Genomic DNA, 17,929 nt, shown 5'->3' on the forward strand with positions numbered 1-17,929 from the left:
ATACTTAAGTGTTAAAATAGAATGAAAAGTTTTTAGGAGTTTATATGGCAGCAGGTGGGAAAGCAAAGACAGCTAGTAAAAATAACCCTACTCAGCGTAAGAAAGCTGAGCAAAAAATGTATAAAGATAAACCGGTAAAACCTGTTAGATATATAGATCGTGATTCGCGCATGAATTATATGTCTGCTCAATATGACAACGGCAATCTGGTTGAAGATGAGGTAAGCGGCAATCCTATAAAGTGGGAAGCTGTATAATAGTTGTGGTTAAAGTTACTATTAATTCTAAGGAATGTGAAGTAGAGCATGGGCTCACTATAATTCAAGCTTGTGAAGTTGTGGGCGTTGAAATTCCACGTTTTTGTTATCATGAGCGTTTAGCAATTGCTGGTAATTGCAGAATGTGTTTGGTTGAAGTGGAGGGTGGACCTCCAAAACCAGTAGCCTCTTGTGCAATACCAGTTGCAGAAGGGATGGTTATTCACACTGATACCCCTAAGGTTAAAAAAGCACGTGAAGGTGTGCTTGAGTTTTTGCTAATTAACCACCCGCTTGATTGCCCAATTTGCGATCAGGGTGGTGAATGCGATTTGCAAGATATCACGATGGCTTATGGGAAAGGAACCAGCAGACTTGATGAGCATAAGAGGGCTGTGCCAAAAAAACACTTCGGACCACTGATTGAGACCGCGATGAATCGATGCATTCATTGCACTCGGTGTGTTAGATTTTTGTCCGATGTTGCAGGTACAAATGAACTTGGAGGAATCGGAAGGGGAGAAAATGTAGAGATTAGCACTTACATAAAAAGGCATATTAGTTCTGAATTATCTGGAAATATCATAGATCTCTGCCCGGTAGGGGCTTTAACTTCAAAGCCTTACTCCTTTACAGCGCGTCCATGGGAGCTATCACATTGTGAGACTATAGATGTGCTAGATGCTGTGGGAAGTAGCATTAGAGTTGATTATCGTGGCCTGGAAGTTATGCGAATATTACCAAGGCTGAGCGAAGAGGTAAATGAAGAATGGATATCAGATAAAACCCGCTTTGCCTATGATGGACTAAAAGTTCAGCGTCTTGATCGACCTTATGTAAAAAAAGATGGTAAATTAGCCCCAGTTGATTGGAATGAAGCATTAACTGTTGCTGCAAAGAAATTAAAGAATACAAAATCAAATAAAATAGCTGCAATTACAGGTGATTTAGCAGATTGTGAGTCTATGCTTCTACTCAAAGAAGTGATGCAGAAGCTTGGCTCGGGGAATATAGACTGCAGGCAAGATGGTGCAAAGCTTATACCAAGTAATCGTGGATCGTATGTGTTCAATACCACTATTGAAGGTATAGAAAATGCAGATTTATGCCTGCTTATAAATACAAATCCAAGGATAGAAGCACCGATCATTAACGTAAGATTGAGAAAGAGATATTTACAGGGCAACTTTCCTATTGCAAGTGTTGGTCCTAACATTGAATATTTATATTATGTCGAGAAATTGGGCGATAATCCTGATATTTTGAGTGAAATAGCAAATGGAAGTCATAAATTCTGTGAGCTGCTGGTGGCTGCTCAAAACCCTATGCTGATCATTGGTCAAGATGCATTAATAAGAGATGATTCTGAATCAATTCTAATTCTAGTTGGCAAAATTGCAGAAAAATTTAACATGGTCAGAGATGACTGGAATGGCTTTAATGTGCTGCATAAAGCTGCAGCAAGAGTTGGTGGGCTAGATATTGGGTTTGTTCCTAAAAAAGGCGAAAGGGATATTAATCAAATATTGGAACATGCAGAAAGTGGTGAAATAGAAGTGGTTTATCTTCTTGGTGCAGATGAAATTGACACATCAAAGTTAGAAAACACATTTGTAATTTATCAAGGTCATCACGGTGATAAGGGTGCACATGTGGCAGATGTTATCTTGCCTGGTGCTGCATATACAGAAAAATATGCAACTTATGTAAACACTGAAGGTCGAGTGCAAAGAACAAATTTAGCTGTATTTCCTCCAGGTGAAGCAAAGGAGGACTGGTTAATTATTAAAAATCTCTCGCAATATTTGGATCTCTCCTTACCATATGATAGTTTATTTGACGTGAGAAAAAAATTAGATACTATCGGTCCACAGTTTAGAAATGCTGATCAAGTGATAAAAAACACATGGGTGCCAATTAGCAATGGTAAAATAAATTTAAGTAATACACCTTTTACTTTAAAGGAGTGTAATTTTTATATGACGGATTCAATAAGTCGCGCTTCAAAAATAATGGCAGATTGTACTAAAGCTTTTTATGAACACGCTAGTTAATATTTTATTTATTTTAGTACCGCTACTACTTTCAGTTGCATATTTGACATACTTTGAGCGTAAGGTCCTTGCTGCAATTCAACTGAGGCACGGCCCAAGTGTAGTTGGACCTTTTGGGCTATTGCAGCCATTTGCAGATGCTATTAAACTACTGATTAAAGAGCCGATAATACCATTTAGAGCGAGCACCATACTGTTCATTATGGCTCCAATGCTTACCTTTATCTTGGCATTAATTGCCTGGGCAGTTATACCGTTTGGTGCTGAAGTAATTGTAGAAAATGGCCAGCAAGTAGTTATTCCTAAGGTTATAGCAAATATTAATGTTGGAGTGCTTTACGTGCTAGCTATATCGTCGCTGGGAGTATACGGCGTGATTATTGCAGGCTGGTCAAGCAACTCCAATTATGCATTCCTTGGCGCTATACGGTCGGCTGCTCAGATGATTTCATATGAAGTTTCAATAGGCTTAATAGTTGCTGCAGTCGTTATTACCACTGGAACATTAAATCTTGGAGAGATGGTGGTAGCGAAACACAATATGCCATTTTGGGTTGATTTGCTACTAATGCCTATAGGAATAATATTTTTTATTTCTTTGCTTGCAGAAACTAATCGTCACCCATTTGATTTACCAGAAGCTGAAGCAGAGCTTGTCTCTGGATATAACGTTGAATATTCATCCATGCCTTTTGCCCTCTTTTTTCTTGGAGAATATGCAAATATGATTCTAGCAAGTGCTATGATGACGATATTCTTTCTAGGAGGATGGTATCCGCCGCTGGAGTTCAGTTTACTTTACAAAATTCCAGGTTTAATTTGGTTCATTTTGAAAATAGTTATACTTTTGTTTATATTTATTTGGATTAGAGCAACAATACCTCGTTATCGATATGATCAGCTAATGCGCCTTGGTTGGAAAGTATTTCTACCAATATCGGTGCTTTGGGTGATACTCATTTCAGGGGTGTTGCTCTTTACTGGGAATTTGCCTGGATCCAATGTTTAATTTCCCAAATACAAGATTAAGACGCAGGCGCTCGAGCAAATGGGTTCGCAATTTAACAAGTGAAAATAGTTTATCAGTAAATGATCTGGTTCTTCCTCTGTTTGTTCATGACAGAGAAGAAACAACTGAACCAATTTCTGGCTTACCAGGCGTAAAGTGTTATTCAATAGATGGATTAGTGTCTATAGTTAAGGAAGCTAAAGATTTAGGAATTAATGCTGTTGCAATTTTTCCTGTAGTTGATAGTAAACTAAAATCTGAAAACGCTGAGGGAGCATATAATTCTGACAACTTAATCTGCAAAGCAATCCGTGCTGTAAAATTAAAGGTACCTGAAATTGGTATTATTGCAGACGTTGCACTGGATCCATACACTATTCATGGCCATGACGGCATTTTAAAAGATAATCAGATGGATGTAGAAAACGATGAAACTATATCAGTACTGTGTAAGCAAGCACTTGCTTTAGCGAAGGCAGGATGTGATATAGTTGCTCCTTCTGATATGATGGATGGTAGAATAGGAAGAATCAGAAAATCATTAGATGATAACAACTTTCAAGACGTATTAATATTATCTTATGCAGTGAAATACTGCTCTAGCTTCTATGCTCCATTCAGGCAAGTCGTTGGTTCATGTGGGCTATCACATTCTATAGACAAAAATGGTTATCAAATGGATTATAAAAATGCGCACGAAGCAATGTGCGAAATTGAAATGGATATAAATGAAGGTGCAGATTTTATTATGATTAAACCAGGTATGCCATATTTAGATATTATCAAAACAGCAAGTGATAAGTTTAATTTTCCGATTTTTGCTTACCAAGTAAGCGGTGAGTACGCAATGATAAAAGCTGCTGCAAATAATGGCTGGCTAGATTATGACAAGGTGATTTATGAATCTTTGATTGGTTTCAAACGTGCGGGTGCAAGTGCAATATTCACTTACGCTGCACTTGATATTGCAAAAAATTTAAGTGCATAAGCCCTATAAAATTATTAAATTTTTGGCGCACGTTCTTCTACTGTTGCTGCATATTACTTAAAGTTTTCCAATACATGTTTTAAGTTGTTGATAAGTCCGTTACAATACAGTATTATAAATAATATAAACCAAGTGTTACTTAGAACATGGGGATTTTTTTTAAATTTTTGGGGAAGATGCTAGGCAAGGTTTTTCCTGCTAAAACAGTAAGCTCTCTTTTAGGAATAGGATATTTACCAAGTTGGCAGAACTATTGGTCTTCTTTTTTAATATTATTTATTGTCGATGTTATATTAATTCTTACATATGGAGGCGAATACTTACTATATAAAATGCCAGACTCAGGAATAGTTGTAGCTGCTGTTTTTACAAAATTGGCAATAGTTATGTTAGTAATGCAATTAATTGGAATATTTATTTTTCATGCTCAAGACCCTTCAGCAAACAGTGGTGAAGAAATAGTAATACAAATAGCGTCAGGGCAAGTACTGACTGTAGCACTTTCAATGCCAGCAATAATGTCAATTTATTATGCTGTAAGTAAACTCTATGGGAATATATGTAAGCAGATGTTTCAATGCCCATTTTGGTTTAATGATTTTATGCACTTTTTCTTTTTTCTTATGATACCTTACGTATTTTTTAATGTCGTAGAAGTGATAAAACCATGGCCAATAAGTTCAATACAGCTCAGCTATAATAATGCAATGTCAATTACATTTGAGGGGATTTTTCACACATTTTATGCGGTGATTTTACTGTATTTAACAGCATTTATATTCTGCGATTTAACTATGCATGATGCAATTGTCCTAAATAAAAGCATAATTCAGTATGTGAGGGAAAGTTCAGCAGTTTTAGGTGATTATTTACATGATACTGTTAAAAAAATAGGTATTGAATAGTACTTATTTATTTATATATTTAGTATAAAAAGTGTGCAATTTGTGTGAACTTACAAAGTATAATAAAAGAGTTACAAGATTTTTGGGCTAGTGAAGGATGTGTTATACTTCACCCATACACATCTGAAGTTGGTGCTGGCACATTACATCCTGCAACAATTATGTCTGCAATTGATACAAAACCGGCAAAAATTGCATATCTACAACCAGTAATTAGGCCAGCAGATGGGCGCTATAGTGATAATCCTAATCGTTTGTATCAACATCACCAATATCAAGTTATAATAAAGCCATCTGGTAATAATTTACAAGACGTCTATTTAGATAGCTTAAAAGTTCTTGGCATATCTACAGAAAAATATGATATTAAGTTTGTTGAAGATGATTGGGAAAACCCAAGTGTTGGTGCATCAGGACTTGGATGGGAAGTTACATGCAATGGAATGGAAGTAACACAGCTTACTTATATACAGCAAGTTGGAGGGATTGACTGCAAGATGATTCCTGGTGAGGCGGCATATGGGTTGGAACGTTTAGCAATGTGCATACAAGGTGTAGATAATGTTTACGATATAATTTGGAACGATAACGGTGTAACTTACGGAGATATTTTTAAACAAAGAGAATATGAATTTTCTTATCTAGCATTAGATTATTATGATACTAAAGTGGTACAGCAGCAATTCGAAGATACGGAAAAATTGTGTAAGTTCCTTATTGAAAAGGAGCTACCAATGGCAGCTTATGACCAATGTATTAAAACTAGTCACCTACTTAATCTGCTTGATGCAAGAGGTGTGCTTGGTGTGAATGAACGTACAGCTTATATTGGTAGAGTTAGAGAGCTGACAAAAAAATGTTGCGCATTGTACATGAGTAAATAGCATATGTCGTTGCAGTTGTTATTTGAGTGCCTTTCAGAAGAAATACCACCGAGAATGCAGAATGTAGCTGCAACTCAAGTTAAGAGCTGTATTGCCAATGTTTTTAACAAAAATAATGTAAAATTTACATCAATGGAGGTTTTTGTAACGGCACGTCGCATTACTCTATTTGTTGACAACATAAATGCTTTGGAGCTAAAGGATTCCAATAACGAAGTTAAGGGACCAAACATTAACGCACCAAAAAGTGCTATCGAAGGTTTTTTAAGAAAATATCAGAAAAATGAAGAAGATTTGCTCGTTCGAAAAGTAAATAATGAGGATTTTTACTTCATTAAAAGAGAAAGCTGCTCATTTAACATTCAAGAGTTTCTTAAAAATCAACTAGGAGAAATATTAAAAAATTTCTCTTGGCCAAAAAGTATGAGATGGGGCAAAGGAAAAGAAAGGTGGGTTAGGCCAATTAAAAACATTTTATGCATTTTAAATGATGAAATAATACCTGTATCTTTTGCAGGGATTACAGCATCTAACACAACATATGGCCATCGATTTCTCTCAAGTGGTACGGCGCTTACTGTTAAAACACCTAAAGACTATTTTGAATTGCTAGAAAAAAACAGTGTAATTCTCCAAATGGACAAAAGAAAGCAATTTATACTAGATCAGATTAATAAATTCACAAAAGAGCAGAATTTACAACTTGAGAAAAATGATTATTTACTAAATGAATTGACAGGGCTTATAGAGTGGCCAATCGTACTGTTTGGTGAAGTGAATCAAGAAAAGTCATTTGGATTACCGAAGGAAGTAATACTTAGTATAGTTAATACACAACAAAAATACCTTGCTTTAAGTAATGGAAAGAGAATTTCACACTTTGTCACTGTTGTCAACGTCAACAATGGTGAAGTTGTTAAAGGACACGAAAGAATATTAGAAGCACGTCTTGCTGATGCCCAATTTTTAATATCTCAAGATAAAAAGGAAAATCTAGATTATTATGTCAAAAGATTAGGTTCAATATTATTTCATGCTTCACTTGGCAGCGTGGGGGAAAAGGTGAAGCGTATTACGGCTTTGTCAAAGTATATAGCTATATTTATTCCACATGCTTCGCTGATAAAAGTTGAACGTGCTGCATATTTGGCAAAAGCTGATTTGGCAACATCGATAGTAAGAGAGTTTCCAGAATTACAAGGAGTAATGGGTGGATATTATGCTTCTTATTTTCAAGAAGATAGAGAAATAGTGGAAGCTATAACTGAGCATTATAAGCCAATCGGGCCAGAGCAGGAGTGTCCTAAATCTCCTTCTGCAATTGCTGTGTCAATTGCAGACAAAGTGGATAGCTTAGTTGGTTTAATTGCAGCAGGTGAGAAAATCTCTGGTTCGTATGATCAATTTGGTTTGCGGAGAATGACAATTGGTATAATTAGGACAATACTTGAAAATAATTTGCATGTTCCAATTAGGCTAATGATAGACAAGTCAGTATCTTTATATTCAAGGCTTCTATTTAATAAAAATACAGCGTCAGTTGATAAGCCGAATAGAAAACAAATTTCAGAACTAGTATTTAGATTTTGCTTAGAAAGATTCAAGGTTATTTTAAAAAATAGAGATATAAGGCAAGATGTTGTAGATTCAATACTATATAAAATCGATATTAATGATCTGCTGACAGCAGAAAAGCAAACTGTTATATTGGATCGTTATCTTAGTACTCCAGAAGGTGAACAAATTCTAAGCACTTACAAAAGAGTCAGTAACATGATGAGCAAAGCAAGGAAAAGTGATGGCACTACTTATAGTGCATCTTACGGTAAGAGGTTTTTGATTGAAAGTGAAGAAATTGCGCTATCAAATTGTGCTATAACTGCTTGTAAAAACATAAAACAAGCGATAAAAAATAACCACTTTAATGTAGCACTTGATGAACTTGCTGGTTTTGCTCCGTTTATCAATCAGTTTATGGACAGTATAAAGATTAACTGTGATTCTGATAAGCTGAGAAGAAACAGATTATCTTTGCTTGAAAATGTAGTTTCCATCTTTCATTTAGTAGCAGATTTTAACCTCATACAGGTTAAACAATGGATAAATGCTCAGGCAATATAAAGAACAAATCAAATCATCTCCACAATCCTGTGGCGTGTATAAGATGGTTGGAGATAAGAATAAAGTTTTATATGTTGGAAAAGCAAAAAACTTAAAGTCAAGGTTATCCGACTACCTTCAATTCGAAAACCTTTCTGAACGAATTAGAGTTATGCTCTTACAGGTTATTAAGGTTGAAATATTCATCACTGAGAATGAAATCGAAGCACTGCTTCTTGAAGCACAGCTAATAAAATCATTGAAACCACTTTATAATATTGTGCTCAAGGATGGAAAATTTTATCCTTATATAACAATTTCCAAGCACGATTATCCAAGAATAGCAAAATATAGAGGCAAATTTAAGAAAAATGAGTTTCATTATTATGGTCCCTTTACATCTGCCGCTGCTGTTAAGCAAACTATATTGTCATTGCAAAAAGCTTTTCTCCTAAGAGTATGTTCAGATCAATACTTTTCCTCAACAAAAAGACCATGTATTGAATATCAAATTAAGCGCTGCTCAGCACCATGCATAAACAAAATCACAAAAGACGACTACTGCCAATCAGTAAAACAGGCACGAAATACATTGCTTGGAAGAAATAAGGAAGTGAAAGAACAGTTACTTTTCACAATGAGAAAGTGCAGCAGTGAAGAAAACTATGAGCTTGCTGCTATATATAGAGATCGGGTAAAGTTTCTTGAGCAAATTCAAATACAGCACACGGATTTTTCTTTTGAAAAAGATGCAGATTTCTTCAGTATTGTACGTGAAGAGGATCTAGCATGTATTAGTGTGTTATCGTTCAGAAATAAAGACAACTACGGCAGCACTCCTTACTTTGCCGAGAACTGTGGTGATCACTCAAATGATGAAATTTTATCCACCTTTTTGGTCAATTTTTATAATTCAGCTAACATACCTCCAATACAAATTTACGTTCCAGATTCTATTGTGGATAAGGAAATTATAGAACAAGCACTATATAAGGTTGCTCAAAAGCCAGTAAAAGTTCTGCATGCAAAGAATAAAAAAGAGCGTGATTTATTGAAATTTGTTTATGATAACTCTCAGCATAGCTTAGAGCAGAAGCTTATCGATTATAGAAATAACCTAGAAAAGCTTGAGGAGCTTAGCAAAATCTTCTTGTTACCAAATATTCCAAAGCGTATTGAGGTTTATGACAATAGCCATATATTTGGAAACCAACAAATTGGTGTAATGGTTGTTGCAGGGCAGGAGGGTTTTTTAAAAAGTGAGTACAGAAAATTTACTATAAAGGAAAAATTTTCAGGCGATGACTATAAAATGATGAGGGAAGTGCTAACCAGACGTTTCTCCGGCAATATAAAAGGCATAATACCTGATTTTTTACTGATTGATGGTGGACCAGGACATGTTTCCATAGTACAGAATGTACTGGAAGTATTGAATATAAACGTTCCTTTTGCTTGTATGGCAAAAGGTCCTGATCGTAACGCAGGAAATGAAAGATTTTATATGCTGGGCAGGGAAGAATTCAGTCTGGCAAATGACAGCAAAGTCATGCTTTACTTACAATCGCTGCGTAATGAAGCCCACCGTTTTGCGATAACTTCACATAGAAAAAAACGCGATAAACAGTTTATAGTTTCACAATTAAGCAAAATACCCGGCATTGGCAACAAAAGAAAAAAAGCGTTGATGTCTTATTTTGGTTCAGTGAAAAATATAAGCAAAGCTTCTCTGGCTGAAATTCAAAACATACCTGGAATTAGTAAAGGTTTAGCAGAAGTTATTCTTAAACACGTAAATTATAAGAGAGGAGTACTGGAATGACACAAAACCCGTTTTATTATTAGGGAATTTATATCTTAAAACCGCAAAAAAAGGTGTGCGTATTTGTGAAAAAAAATCTCCATAAAATTTGTGAAGCAATGTGGTGGGACTAGTGCGATTCGAACGCACGACCTTCAGATTAGGAGTCCAACGCTCTATCCTGCTGAGCTATAGTCCCGTATTTCCTACCATTCATGTAAAGTTATAGCAAAAAATCCTTTCTTTTCTAGATTTCTTGCATAACCAATTTATGACGACAAAAAACATTTCTGTACTTCTTGAGTATAATGCTATTATATTTAATAACATGGTTTAAGTAAGATTAATGCTAGTTAACAATATTGGTTATTTCTATAACAATCAAAACGACTTTGCTTTAAGCAATATAAACATTAAAGTAAAGAAAGGAAATGTTGCATGTTTATTGGGGCATTCTGGCTGTGGCAAGTCAACAATTTTGAAATTAATTGCGGGGATAGAAAATCCAAAATCTGGAACTATTTTTATAAATGATAGGTTAGTTGCAAGTAATAAGGCATCAGTCGCTATAGAGCATAGAAATATCGGATTGATTTTTCAGCATTCTGCATTATTTCCTCATAAAACAGTAGTAGAAAATATAACCTTTGCTATCCGCAGCTCTTCCAAGAGAGAAAAGCACCTAATTGCATTGGAAATCTTGAAGTTACTCAATATAGAAAAATATGAAAATATGTACCCTAACGCCTTATCTGGAGGACAGCAACAATTAGTTGCAATAGCAAGAGTGATGGCACAAAACCCTGATGTTGTGTTGTTAGATGAACCATTTTCTAATTTAGATATACTGCTCAAGTGCCGAATAAGACAACATATATTGTCCCTTTTTAGAAGTAAAAATATCCCTGTGCTAATGGTAACTCATGACCCGCAAGAAGCATTGAAAGTTGCAGATTTTATCTACGTAATGAAAAATGGTAAAATTATTCAATCAGGAGTTTCTAGCGATATATACCATAAGCCTAAAGATGATACGCTAGCAAAGTTTTTTAGTGAGCTCTCTTCTACTCTACAGTTAAGCGAAAAGTTTCCACTTATTCGCTGCAAGAAAATAATCTAGTTTGGGATTGTTATAAAATAATTAAAAAACCTTGATTTATAATTAAATAAAGGTGATATAATCTATGTGTTACTTGACTTCAGTCAAGTTTTAATATTTAAAGGTCAATATTTTAAATGGAGGTGAAAATGAGTTTAGGACCATGGCAATTGTTTCTAGTCTTAATAATAATTTTAGTTCTGTTTGGTGCAGGCAGATTACCGCAAGTTATGGGTGATTTAGGAAAAGGCATCAAAAACCTTAAACAGGAGCTTAAGGACTCAGAAAAATTATCGTCTAATGAACCAGATCGTTAGCGTCCTCATACTTCGTGACATGCACCTTAGTGCATGTCATCTGTTTAAAAACTTAGTCAGGTTAAAGAATGAAAGAGATGAAGTGTTGGTATGAAATAAATAACAAATATTGAAATACAGCAACAACTATGTTAGCTTAAGAGGAATATTTTATTAAAGGATAATTGTGCAAAAAAGTGAGAAACTAACTAAAGATAAAAAACTAGCTTCTGATATTCTAAAAGAGGTTGCAGATACCAATAACAATGATAGCAATAAAGTAACTTTGTTTGACATTAAAACAGCTTTGCATGAGCGCGGTTTTGGTATTTTAATAATCATCTTCTCCTTGCCGCTATCGGTGCCTATACCGGTTCCACCTGGTTATACAACTATTCTTTCTATACCTTTAATCTTATTCTCACTGCAGCTTCTATTTGGATTTGATTCTCCTTGGATGCCCAGTTGGCTAGAAAGAAGATCTTTTCAGCGTTCAACACTAGCTCTTGTGGTAGAGAAAACTTCCCCTGTATTAGAAAAAATAGAAAAATTCATGAAGCCAAGACTGTCTTTCATTTTCTATGGGCCTGGTGAGAAGATTCTGGCTTTTATGATGTTGCTTTGTGCAATAATAATAGCTCTTCCATTACCTTTTACTCACTTCCTTCCTGCAATTGGCACAACTCTTATTTCACTTAGCATTATGAGTAAAGACGGGTTTCTATCCATATTGGGAGTTTTAGTATCATTGTGCGCGTTGTTGCTTACTCTTGTTGTAATAGTCAAAGGACCACAACTTATAACCGGAGCACTTTCTCTTCTTAAAAGCTTTACAACACTTTAACAAAAGAACGAATTACTAGCGCAAAATGAATAATGCATATTGAAATAAAACAATAATTGTGTTAAGAATTATTTTTATCAAAGGTTTTTCGTGTCAAAAAATGATAAGTTGACTAAAAGTGATAAATTAGCTTCTGATATTCTAAAAGAAGTTGCAGATACCAATAACAATGATAGCGATAAAGTAACTTTGTTTGACATTAAAATAGCTTTGCATGAGCGTGGTTTTGGTATTTTAATAATCATCTTCTCCTTGCTGCTATCGGTGCCTATACCGGTTCCACCTGGTTATACAACTATTCTTTCTATACCTTTAATCTTATTCTCACTGCAGCTTCTATTTGGATTTGATTCTCCTTGGATGCCGCATTGGTTGGAAAGAAGGTCTTTTCAGCGTTCAACACTAGCTTTTGTGGTAGAGAAAACTTCTCCAGCATTAAAAAAAATAGAAAAGTTCATGAAACCAAGAATGTCTTTTATTTTCTATGGGCCCGGTGAAAAGATTTTAGCTTTTGTAATGTTGCTTTCTGCATTATCGATAGCTCTTCCATTGCCTCTTACTAACTTCCTTCCTGCAATTGGTACGACTCTTATTTCGCTTGGCATTATGAGTAAAGATGGGTTTCTATCCATATTGGGAGTTTTAATATCATTGTGTGGGCTATTGCTTACTCTTGTTGTAGTAGTCAAAGGGCCACAACTTATCATTGGGGCATTTTCTTTTCTCAAAAGCTTCGTATATGGTTAGGCTTTACAACACCTTAACAAAAAAAAAGGAGCTTTTTACACCTATCGATAAAGATCATGTGAAAATGTATGTTTGCGGACCAACAGTATATGACACAGCACATATAGGCAATGCACGGTCTGTTGTTGTGTATGATGTGTTATTTCAGCTACTTAAGTTTTGTTATGGCAAAGTTACCTATGTGCGTAACATAACCGACATTGATGATAAGATAATTAATGCAGCAAGTGAAAAAAATAGCAACATAGAAAGTATAACCACATATTACATTAAAGCTTTTCATGATGATATGGAAAGCATAAATTGTAAAAAACCAACATACGAACCAAAAGCAACGGAAAACGTAGATTATATTATAAAATTAATTGAACATTTGCTGCAATCAGGCCACGCTTATGAATCTGACAAACACGTGTATTTTAATATAGAATCTTACCATGAATATGGTGCTTTATCAGGAAAAAAAACTGATGAATTGGTTCCAGGTAGCAGAGTTGAAGTTAATGAAAATAAAAAGCACCCGGGAGATTTTGTGCTGTGGAAGCCTGCAAGTGATATTGACTACAAACTTTCAAGTTATTGGGATAGCCCATGGGGAGAGGGCAGGCCTGGATGGCATATAGAATGCTCAGCAATGTCATATGCTTACCTTGGCAAAGATTTTGATATTCATGGTGGCGGCATAGATTTACAATTTCCTCACCATGAAAATGAAATTGCACAGAGTAAGTCTGCATTTGCTGGATCAATGTTTGCAAAATACTGGATACATAACGGCTTTCTTACAGTAAATGAAGAAAAAATGAGCAAGTCCTTATTTAATATAGTCAAAGTAAGAGATTTGCTAGATAGTGGAATAAAGGGTGAAGTAATACGCTATGCACTGCTCAAAACTCACTACAGAAAACCACTTGATTGGACAGAAAACGTTATTTCTGATGCACAGGAAACCTTAAACAAATTTTATCGGTTATTACGTGGTTTAGATATAACGAATATTGATGAAAGTAACGCAGAGATTTCTAAAGATTTTATAGACGCTTTAAAAAACGACTTAAACATTCCTGAAGCTCTAGCTATATTACATGAAATGGCTACAAAAATTAATAAAACGAGTAATGAAAATGAGAAGCTTAAATTAACTGAGAGTTTTGTTAAAAGTGCCAGATTTATTGGTCTTCTTGAGTCAAGTTATGAAAAGTGGTTTGCTGTGGATGTAAATCATCAAGAAATAGAAAGGTTGATAGACTTAAGAAAAATTGCAAAAAAAAATAAAAATTACGATACTGCAGACAAAATAAGAAATCAGTTGAAACAAATGGGGATTACAATTTCTGACAATGAAGATGGTACAACAACCTGGTAAACTCATATGGAAAATTACTTTCTGTTATTCACAGATAGTCTAGTATCATCATTAGTCTTACCCATACATCAAGGTTTTGTGTTCAATACCATGCTTTATTTCAGGTCGTATCACACTCCACTACTTATGTTATTTTTTGGAGTACTAGGATCAAGCCTTGGTGGAATAGTTAACTGGTACTTAGGTAGAATAACAATCTCTATACGAAAATCATACCACAAACTAGAGAACGAGCATAAAACACCAAAAATCGTAAGAAATCTACTGATTTGTGCAGTTGCATTACTTTCATGGGTGCCAGCACTTGGAAGTGTGATTCAAATTTTATCAGGTTATTTTAAGTTAAACCTTTATATCCTTGCCCCTTTAATCATTCTATCTAATTTCTTCTATTTATTATATCTAATACTTACTTTTGGAGTATAACAGCTATAGTACTACAGCCATTAAAGCCCACTTCTGTCATCCTATGCCCTGATAGAAGCGGAGCTATAAATTAAATGCAAAATTTCAGTAGTCACAGGATGGATGCACCATGAGCTAAAAGCCATTCCACAAGATCCCTATGATCAAAAAATCAGTGGCATAATGTAATGCTGTCATTCCCCTATTATTCTTAGCATTAACATCTGCTTTGCGTTTTAGTAGCACTCTAGCCGTGTCAAAATTTCCCATAATAGCAGCAAAGTGTAGCGGAGTGTTGCCATTTTCATCTTTAGCGTTAACATCATCCCCTTCTTTAATGAAGTATTTTGTTAATTTTTCACTTCCAATTTTAGCAGCATGGTGCAGTGGAGTTTTATTGCATTCGTTCTTAACACTAACATTTGTGGTGTGTTTCAATAGTGTCTTAGCTAAAGCAACCATACACATCCCATCGTCAATAGAATTTGTATCACGAGCTGAAAGTAACTCCACAAGTTCTTGGTGATCAAAATCAGTGGCATAATGCAATGCTGTCATTCCCCTATTATTCTTAGTATCAACATCTGCATTGTGTTTTAGTAGCACTCTAGCCGTGTCAAAATTTCCCATAATAGCAGCAAAGTGTAGCGGAGTGTTGCCATTTTCATCTTTAGCGTTAACATCGGCACCTTTTTCAATGAGGCATTCTATCGTTTCTATACTTCCACTTCTAGCAACATAGTGCAGCGAAATTCTATTTTGTTCGTTCTTAACATTAACATCTACATTATGTTCTAATAGTACCTTAGCTACGGCAACCCTACCCATCTTAGTAGCAAGATGTAGCGAAGTATCGCCATCTTTATCCTTAGCATTAACATCTGCATTATGTTTTAATAGTACCTTAGCCACGTCAACCCTATACATCATAGTAGCCCAGTGTAACGCAGTGAAGCCACTTTCATCTTTAGCATTAACGTCCGCCCCTTTGCCTATAAGGTATTCTACTATATCAACCCTTCCATCATAAACAGCCTGATGTAACGGAGTGATACCATATCTGCTCTTAGCATTGACATCTGCACCCTTATTGATAAAATATTGCACTATGTCCAATCCTCCACTCTCAACAGCTGAACACAATGGAGTGCTGTCAGATCCATCCCTAGCATTAACAACACAATTAAATTTATCTGGGTGTTTTTCTTCCATATGTGTTAATACGCACCTAACTGCCTCATAACTGCCACTTTCGGCAAGTGAATGCAACGGTGTATATTTCCATTTACCATAAATAGGATTAAAGTAAAATTCGTCAATTAACTCACCATACTTACTCACATATCCCCAAACAGATGCAACAATAGAATTATCTATTAATACATCATAACTGTTTATCAATTCTAGAGCTTTCCTTAAGACCTCTTCTTCTCGGCCTTTCTCTTGTAATTTTAATCTAGTCACCTTTCGCACTAGTCTGTAAATATTTACTACTCCTTCCCTTAATTTAATCATTGAATATCGATTAAGTAACTCAACAGCATTCCACAACGCTTCTTTATCATTAGCTACTTGCTGTGAAAAGATTTCTTCTATATAAATCTCATTAGGAGAAAAATAGGCAATTATCTCGAGAATGCTCAATGCTTCCGGCCCAAATTTTTTTTGCGCTATAGCATCAATTGTAATTTTCCAAGTTATGAAAGTTGCCTTAGCATAACGATCACTTTTATATTCGGACTTAAAGTCAAGTAGCTTCTCTGCTATCTTTTCACACTTTTTCAGATAGCCACCAACTCTAATCCTTTTTCTACCCCTATGACTAAATACAATATTTTCTTCACTAATATATGTAACCGCTAGTTTTAAAGCCAATTGGGAATATTGTAGTTCCTGTGCTAGCTTTTTTATTTCCTTATTCTGTAAATTGTTTTCTATATTCAAAGCCCTTTTAACAAATTCTAAAGCTTCTATTTCATCAAATTCATCTGATTCTTCTATATCTCCTTCTTCTCTTGCTTTCGATTTTTTGTCACGAGGACCATAAGGTTTCTTATGGGGTCTTTGCTTGTTATTTTGCGCTGTTACAGCTGCATGTATTTCATTCAGTGTTTTACTATCCTTATGCTGTTGTTTTGCTATTTTATCAATTCCTTTATTCCCTTTCTTTACCCCTCGTTCTATCCCACATAGAGTGCTGGCCCATAGCTCCACTTTTTGGAAAAATTCTTTTCCTTCTTCTGGCGAAAGAAAACGTCCTTTTATATCTTTCACCCAGTCTGATATTTTCTCCAGAAGGTCATTGCAAAAGATTTCATTGTCACCAACATAGCCAAACTTTTTGGCCAATCTACCACTCATCTCACCTTTAAACAATTCTTTTAGCTGACTTTCATTGGGCAAATTAACCGCAAACACTAGTTCATTTAAAAAGTCTTCGACTTCTTTATCACTGACTTCTCTACCTACCTTACCCTTTATAAAATCCTTATTTTCCTGCAAGTATGAGATAATACTATTATCAAATTTATATCTTACACCATCACCTACATCCAGAAACTCATCTTGTGTGTCTATTCTTATAACTGAAATTTCCTTTTCTTTATTCTTTCCACTCGACATCATTCTCAGCTTTCTCACTTCATGTTGTGCTGAATCTGTGAAATCAAAATCAATATTCGTAACAATAGCAAAATACTTCATCTCACCCTTAAACTTTCCATTACTTTTGATCTTTAAATAAGCAATAAAGTATTTCAACAAATTAAACTCACCACTCTTTGTTAATAAGCTACCTACACTGATTTTTTCAGTTCCATCTTGTTTGTGTTTGACTTGCACAAACCTATGTATTGTTGTTTTATTTTGCTTACATTGGAGAACAACATCATCAAAGCCTGCAGCTGACTTCAATTCTGTAGCTAAGCGGAAAGGACATTTTTTATCCATCACACGCATGAGAAATAATATGAGCCACAACTCTTGATAGTCAATACCATGGCGAGAACATTTTGCCCCCCAAACAGGATGATCTTCAAGCATCCTCAACCTCACATAATTTTAAAAATAGTACCAACAAATGGTAAAAAAGTTATATGTCATGATATACAGATATCGTAGCGTAAATCTGAGAATATCTACGAGATGTGCTGTTATGTAAATAAAAAAATGTGA

15 protein-coding genes and 1 tRNA gene are annotated in these 17,929 nt (G+C 35.1%); 14 read left to right on the forward strand and 2 right to left on the reverse strand.

The window, feature by feature from the left end; translation table 11 throughout:
• Positions 1 to 44: 44 nt before the first annotated feature.
• The 8 genes from AAGD76_RS06110 (at position 45) to uvrC (ending at position 10,019) form a co-directional block, all read left to right on the forward strand.
• Positions 45 to 257, forward strand: a complete 213-nt coding sequence (locus AAGD76_RS06110) for a hypothetical protein (RefSeq protein ID WP_006279675.1) — start codon at positions 45 to 47, stop codon at positions 255 to 257.
• Positions 242 to 2,311 carry an NADH-quinone oxidoreductase subunit NuoG gene (gene nuoG / locus AAGD76_RS06115; protein WP_341820531.1) on the forward strand — a complete coding sequence of 690 codons (2,070 nt, stop codon included), beginning with the start codon at positions 242 to 244 and terminating at the stop codon, positions 2,309 to 2,311. The genes AAGD76_RS06110 and nuoG overlap by 16 nt, the downstream gene beginning before the upstream one ends.
• A complete protein-coding gene (gene nuoH / locus AAGD76_RS06120) occupies positions 2,295 to 3,320 on the forward strand; it encodes an NADH-quinone oxidoreductase subunit NuoH (RefSeq protein WP_038199678.1) in 1,026 nt (341 codons plus the stop codon). The genes nuoG and nuoH overlap by 17 nt, the downstream gene beginning before the upstream one ends.
• A complete protein-coding gene (gene hemB / locus AAGD76_RS06125) occupies positions 3,313 to 4,308 on the forward strand; it encodes a porphobilinogen synthase (RefSeq protein WP_341820532.1) in 996 nt (331 codons plus the stop codon). The genes nuoH and hemB overlap by 8 nt, the downstream gene beginning before the upstream one ends.
• Before the next feature lie 146 nt (positions 4,309 to 4,454).
• Positions 4,455 to 5,213, forward strand: a complete 759-nt coding sequence (locus AAGD76_RS06130; protein WP_182364786.1) for a phosphatidylglycerophosphatase — start codon at positions 4,455 to 4,457, stop codon at positions 5,211 to 5,213.
• A 44-nt stretch (positions 5,214 to 5,257) separates the two neighbouring features.
• Positions 5,258 to 6,097 carry a glycine--tRNA ligase subunit alpha gene (locus AAGD76_RS06135; protein WP_341820533.1) on the forward strand — a complete coding sequence of 280 codons (840 nt, stop codon included), beginning with the start codon at positions 5,258 to 5,260 and terminating at the stop codon, positions 6,095 to 6,097.
• 3 nt (positions 6,098 to 6,100) lie between these two features.
• Positions 6,101 to 8,218: a glycine--tRNA ligase subunit beta gene (gene glyS / locus AAGD76_RS06140; protein ID WP_264374139.1), complete on the forward strand. Its 2,118-nt coding sequence runs from the start codon at positions 6,101 to 6,103 to the stop codon at positions 8,216 to 8,218.
• On the forward strand, positions 8,202 to 10,019 hold the full coding sequence (gene uvrC / locus AAGD76_RS06145; RefSeq protein ID WP_209473218.1) for an excinuclease ABC subunit UvrC: 1,818 nt from the start codon (positions 8,202 to 8,204) through the stop codon (positions 10,017 to 10,019). Before glyS ends, uvrC begins: the two co-directional genes overlap by 17 nt.
• A gap of 101 nt (positions 10,020 to 10,120) precedes the next feature.
• Here the strand turns inward: uvrC and AAGD76_RS06150 are convergent.
• Positions 10,121 to 10,197 (reverse strand) — tRNA-Arg (locus AAGD76_RS06150).
• A 147-nt stretch (positions 10,198 to 10,344) separates the two neighbouring features.
• On the opposite strand from AAGD76_RS06150, the gene AAGD76_RS06155 reads away from it, so the two are divergent.
• The 6 genes from AAGD76_RS06155 (at position 10,345) to AAGD76_RS06180 (ending at position 14,776) form a co-directional block, all read left to right on the forward strand.
• The gene (locus AAGD76_RS06155; RefSeq protein ID WP_006280146.1) at positions 10,345 to 11,118 is read left to right on the forward strand and encodes an ABC transporter ATP-binding protein; all 774 of its coding nucleotides are present in this window, start codon (positions 10,345 to 10,347) and stop codon (positions 11,116 to 11,118) included.
• A gap of 128 nt (positions 11,119 to 11,246) precedes the next feature.
• A complete protein-coding gene (locus AAGD76_RS06160; RefSeq protein WP_006013840.1) occupies positions 11,247 to 11,414 on the forward strand; it encodes a twin-arginine translocase TatA/TatE family subunit in 168 nt (55 codons plus the stop codon).
• Positions 11,415 to 11,580: 166 nt separating this feature from the next.
• The gene (locus tag AAGD76_RS06165) at positions 11,581 to 12,237 is read left to right on the forward strand and encodes an exopolysaccharide biosynthesis protein (RefSeq protein ID WP_010962397.1); all 657 of its coding nucleotides are present in this window, start codon (positions 11,581 to 11,583) and stop codon (positions 12,235 to 12,237) included.
• Positions 12,238 to 12,327: 90 nt separating this feature from the next.
• Positions 12,328 to 12,984, forward strand: a complete 657-nt coding sequence (locus AAGD76_RS06170; RefSeq protein ID WP_341820534.1) for an exopolysaccharide biosynthesis protein — start codon at positions 12,328 to 12,330, stop codon at positions 12,982 to 12,984.
• Positions 12,977 to 14,350: a cysteine--tRNA ligase gene (cysS, locus tag AAGD76_RS06175; protein ID WP_264373889.1), complete on the forward strand. Its 1,374-nt coding sequence runs from the start codon at positions 12,977 to 12,979 to the stop codon at positions 14,348 to 14,350. The genes AAGD76_RS06170 and cysS overlap by 8 nt, the downstream gene beginning before the upstream one ends.
• Positions 14,351 to 14,356: 6 nt before the next feature.
• Positions 14,357 to 14,776 (forward strand): YqaA family protein, encoded by a 420-nt coding sequence (locus AAGD76_RS06180; protein WP_077188498.1) that lies wholly within the window; start codon positions 14,357 to 14,359, stop codon positions 14,774 to 14,776.
• 114 nt (positions 14,777 to 14,890) lie between these two features.
• On the opposite strand, the gene AAGD76_RS06185 is transcribed toward AAGD76_RS06180, so the two are convergent.
• Entirely contained in the window at positions 14,891 to 17,797 is a 2,907-nt protein-coding gene (locus AAGD76_RS06185; protein ID WP_341820535.1) for an ankyrin repeat domain-containing protein, read from the reverse strand.
• Positions 17,798 to 17,929: the final 132 nt, after the last annotated feature.

The sequence above is a fragment of the Wolbachia endosymbiont (group A) of Cydia strobilella genome (assembly GCF_964026745.1).
GTDB lineage: Bacteria > Pseudomonadota > Alphaproteobacteria > Rickettsiales > Anaplasmataceae > Wolbachia > Wolbachia pipientis.

Bases quoted from the DNA above. Each gene is read 5' to 3' on its own strand.
- AAGD76_RS06110 (WP_006279675.1), top strand. From the start codon at position 45: ATGGCAGCAGGTGGGAAAGCAAAGACAGCTAGTAAAAATAACCCTACT.
- nuoH (WP_038199678.1), top strand. From the start codon at position 2,295: ATGAACACGCTAGTTAATATTTTATTTATTTTAGTACCGCTACTACTT.
- hemB (WP_341820532.1), top strand. From the start codon at position 3,313: ATGTTTAATTTCCCAAATACAAGATTAAGACGCAGGCGCTCGAGCAAA.
- AAGD76_RS06130 (WP_182364786.1), top strand. From the start codon at position 4,455: ATGGGGATTTTTTTTAAATTTTTGGGGAAGATGCTAGGCAAGGTTTTT.
- glyS (WP_264374139.1), top strand. From the start codon at position 6,101: ATGTCGTTGCAGTTGTTATTTGAGTGCCTTTCAGAAGAAATACCACCG.
- uvrC (WP_209473218.1), top strand. From the start codon at position 8,202: ATGCTCAGGCAATATAAAGAACAAATCAAATCATCTCCACAATCCTGT.
- AAGD76_RS06155 (WP_006280146.1), top strand. From the start codon at position 10,345: ATGCTAGTTAACAATATTGGTTATTTCTATAACAATCAAAACGACTTT.
- AAGD76_RS06160 (WP_006013840.1), top strand. From the start codon at position 11,247: ATGAGTTTAGGACCATGGCAATTGTTTCTAGTCTTAATAATAATTTTA.
- cysS (WP_264373889.1), top strand. From the start codon at position 12,977: ATGGTTAGGCTTTACAACACCTTAACAAAAAAAAAGGAGCTTTTTACA.
- AAGD76_RS06180 (WP_077188498.1), top strand. From the start codon at position 14,357: ATGGAAAATTACTTTCTGTTATTCACAGATAGTCTAGTATCATCATTA.
- AAGD76_RS06185 (WP_341820535.1), bottom strand. From the start codon at position 17,797: ATGCTTGAAGATCATCCTGTTTGGGGGGCAAAATGTTCTCGCCATGGT.